Genomic DNA, 3,032 nt, shown 5'->3' on the forward strand with positions numbered 1-3,032 from the left:
CACGCACCGCCTGGGCGAAAGAACAACTCAAACGGCGCGGCCACCCAGACGGGCGACCAGCCACATACGACACCCACATCGACGACGAATGGAACCCCAGCTTAGGCATCAGAAAAGGCTGGGCAGGACGCCCCTAAATCCACACGAAATGTCCCTTAACGCGACACGCCGCAAATCCACACGAAATGTCCCTTAACCCCCGTGGACGTCGGTCGGCGAAGTCGAGCTTGCCACCTTGCGGTGGGTGCATTGGTGGAACACCAAGCGCCTTCACGAAGTCTTGGACTACGCCACCCCGCAGGAAGTAGAAACCGAGTATTATCTCACCGAGCCCATCAACACAGGGCCATAAAAGATGCGGAACCAAACCCAGGACGCTTCAATGAGGTTCTTTGGAAAGCGTACGGGAATATGGATTCACCCCGGCATATTTGCAGAACATTGAAACAATTCTATAGTCCTATTGAATTGGAGAATCTAGTTAAGTCATCGTCCTATTGGCGAGAGCGATCACTTCCGTGGAACTCTGAGGGGCTACGTGATTCGGTGGATAGATTCGTTGGCAACTACTCTGGTGACAAGAATATTGAATTGGCATTTGTGGAAATCTCAGTTGGAGGTATCACGAAATGCTTATAAGACGAAAGTTTTCGCCTGAGGCTGCAATTAGAATAAATGTTCTTGTGGACGCGTATGTGACTTCATTTCTTGGCGCATCCGTGGGTTACTTGACCATTCAATCCGGTCTTGAGAGTCAAGGTGCATTGCGTGCGGTAGGCATTGGCATTGTGATTGGGACGGTACTGTCATTGCCGCTTGCGCGACTCGGAGATGTTGTGGGGGAAACTACTGTCCTCGGTGGTGTTCAGATCTTGCAATTTATCTCATATATTGCGCTTGGAATAGTCCCCGGTCATATTCCAATGTTGGGAACCCTGGTTGGAATCTTTCTGCTTGGAAGGTTTGTTTCGCCTTTGAGGGGCGCCCTTCCTCCACGCTACTTGCAAAAAGAAGAGCTAGTCAATTATAAGGTTGCGCTACGAACGTCAACGTTAACTGTTGTCCTACTCGGTACTGCCACCGTATCGTGCGTATTGTTCTTTGGTATATCTATTCGAATTTTTTCGTCGATGCTTGGAGGCATTGGATACTTGATTTGTATTCTCTCGACCCAAGCGTTGAAGGAAAAGCAACAAGTTGAGGTCGTGAGACGAAATTCATTTGTCCTTAGGCTTTCACTGGGATCTGACGTTTGGATTTCTTGTCTTAAAGTCATCATATCATTCGGAATTATCGCAACCGGTTCTGCTCTATTTCCGTACATTCTTGCTTCTAAGGGCAACAATCTTAGTTGGTTGCTATTTTGCTCCGTGTTTATAGAAATTGCAATCAATTATGCGATCCAGAAGAATTCCCGTTTCAAGAATGGGAACAGGATCTCAAATTTGGCCCTTCTCATTTTGGCAGTTTCCTTGGGGATTTGCGGAGGATTTCTCTTGATTGCCAGCGCCATTTTCTTGCAATCGATGATTGCTTTTTCAATTGCGCTGATTGCGGTTTTTTGTTTGATTCATACCGCCCAGACCTTTGCAACAATAATGGCCTGGCAGTTTCAGTACGAAAAGGGTGATGACCAGGATCGGTCATTCGTAGTTGCAATATTTTCAATGGCGTCAGCTCTTGGAGTCGGCTTTGCTAATTTTTCAGGAGCAGAAATATATGAATTTGTGGGTTTGTGACTGTAGCCTTAAGCGGGTTTGTAAAATCCAATTGTCAGCAGTTCCAATTGAAGTGAACGTCGGTGAATTGTTCCTAAATAGGTTGTTGACTCCGTAGGTGAGATTGTTGGGGTGTGAAGGGCTTTTGCCTCTCTTCGGCGATGTTGTCTTTGGGCACGCTGAGGAGCCGACTGGGCTTCCTGCGCAATCGGCTTAAGACGAGGTTCTGTGGACTCTAGGCTGCTGCGGTCTCCTGGACTGTGGAGATGTCTCGGTAGAGTTCGCCGCTACGCATCATTGCGAAGAGAACGTTAAGACGTCGGCGTGCGAGGGCGACGACTGCGACGTTGTGTTTTTGCCTTCTTTGCGTTTTCGTTCATAGAATTGCACTGACCCCATGAGGCTGAAATTCATCCAGTACCTCTCGAGTACGGGCTTACCGCGACAAACAGTGATGCCTTGAATGCAATATCCCCACTGGCTTGATCGAGCACCGCTACTTTGTCACCGGCCCAATCCACGTAGAGCTCTTGGCCCGGTTCATGGGTGATGACCTCGACGAGATCATTGGCGCGGAGAAATTCATTGAGCCCACTACAAAACTGGGTGTACTGGTACTTTGTCTTGTCAGTTGGACATGGCTGCGACAGGTAGTCCATCTACAGCTTGTGCCTGGTCAAATGCTTATTGCTTTTGAGTTTGTGCGCAAGTGAATCGGCCTGACTTTTTGAGAGTGGCGTGTTACGCGGCGTGAAGGCCTGCGTAGTTTTCTCGTTGGTAGTTGGTGTAGTGCTCGATCGGCGGGATATGCCCGAGCGAGGAATGCAACCGCTCGTGATTATACCAGTGGACCCATCCGGCTGTGGCGCGTTCCACCTCACTCCAGTTCGTCCACGTCTCTGCTTCGAAATCAATGAGTTCAGACTTTTACAGCCCGATCGTTGACTCCATCAGACCGTTGTCGTAGGCGTCGCCGACAGTGCCGATGGACCCTTCCATCTGGTGGACGGCCAGCAGCCGACGGAGATCTGTGGAGGTGTACTGTGAGCCCGCATCCGAGTGATGGATCACCCCGGCCGAATCAAAGTACGGGTCCTGGCGCTGGCGTATCGCCAGTGCCTGTCGCAGCGCACGGATGACCAAAGATGTCGTGGCTCGGGTGTCCACGACATACGCCAGGATCTCACGGGTGAACACGTCGGTGACAAAAGCCACGTAGCTGAAACCGCAGCTGGTGTGCACATACGTGAAATCCGCGACCCACCACTGATCGGGGCGCTGAGCCTGCGACCAGGCCCGTTGAATACGATCCGG

The 3,032-nt window shown here is 50.5% G+C and carries 3 protein-coding genes and 3 pseudogenes; 3 read left to right on the top strand and 3 right to left on the bottom strand.

Annotated elements, in window-relative coordinates:
- The 3 genes and pseudogenes from HMPREF3104_RS12830 to HMPREF3104_RS12355 all read left to right on the top strand — a co-directional run.
- Window positions 1-137, top strand: a pseudogene (locus HMPREF3104_RS12830) (IS256 family transposase); the annotation flags it as partial.
- A 62-nt stretch (window positions 138-199) separates the two neighbouring features.
- Window positions 200-352, top strand: a pseudogene (locus HMPREF3104_RS12350) (integrase core domain-containing protein); the annotation flags it as partial.
- A gap of 343 nt (window positions 353-695) precedes the next feature.
- Window positions 696-1,739: a hypothetical protein gene (locus tag HMPREF3104_RS12355; RefSeq protein ID WP_141738235.1), complete on the top strand. Its 1,044-nt coding sequence runs from the start codon at window positions 696-698 to the stop codon at window positions 1,737-1,739.
- Between the two features lie 214 nt (window positions 1,740-1,953).
- Here the strand turns inward: HMPREF3104_RS12355 and HMPREF3104_RS12360 are convergent.
- The 3 genes and pseudogenes from HMPREF3104_RS12360 to HMPREF3104_RS12190 form a co-directional block, all read right to left on the bottom strand.
- Window positions 1,954-2,102 (bottom strand): annotated as a pseudogene (locus HMPREF3104_RS12360) (IS110 family transposase); the annotation flags it as partial.
- A gap of 357 nt (window positions 2,103-2,459) precedes the next feature.
- The gene (locus HMPREF3104_RS12865) at window positions 2,460-2,633 is read right to left on the bottom strand and encodes an integrase core domain-containing protein (protein WP_083279094.1); all 174 of its coding nucleotides are present in this window, start codon (window positions 2,631-2,633) and stop codon (window positions 2,460-2,462) included.
- A 12-nt stretch (window positions 2,634-2,645) separates the two neighbouring features.
- A partial coding sequence (locus HMPREF3104_RS12190; RefSeq protein ID WP_168156383.1) for a DDE-type integrase/transposase/recombinase occupies window positions 2,646-3,032 on the bottom strand: 387 nt, incomplete at its 5' end.

This window comes from Corynebacterium sp. HMSC30G07, from assembly GCF_001806945.1.
Taxonomy (GTDB): Bacteria; Actinomycetota; Actinomycetes; order Mycobacteriales; family Mycobacteriaceae; genus Corynebacterium; species Corynebacterium riegelii.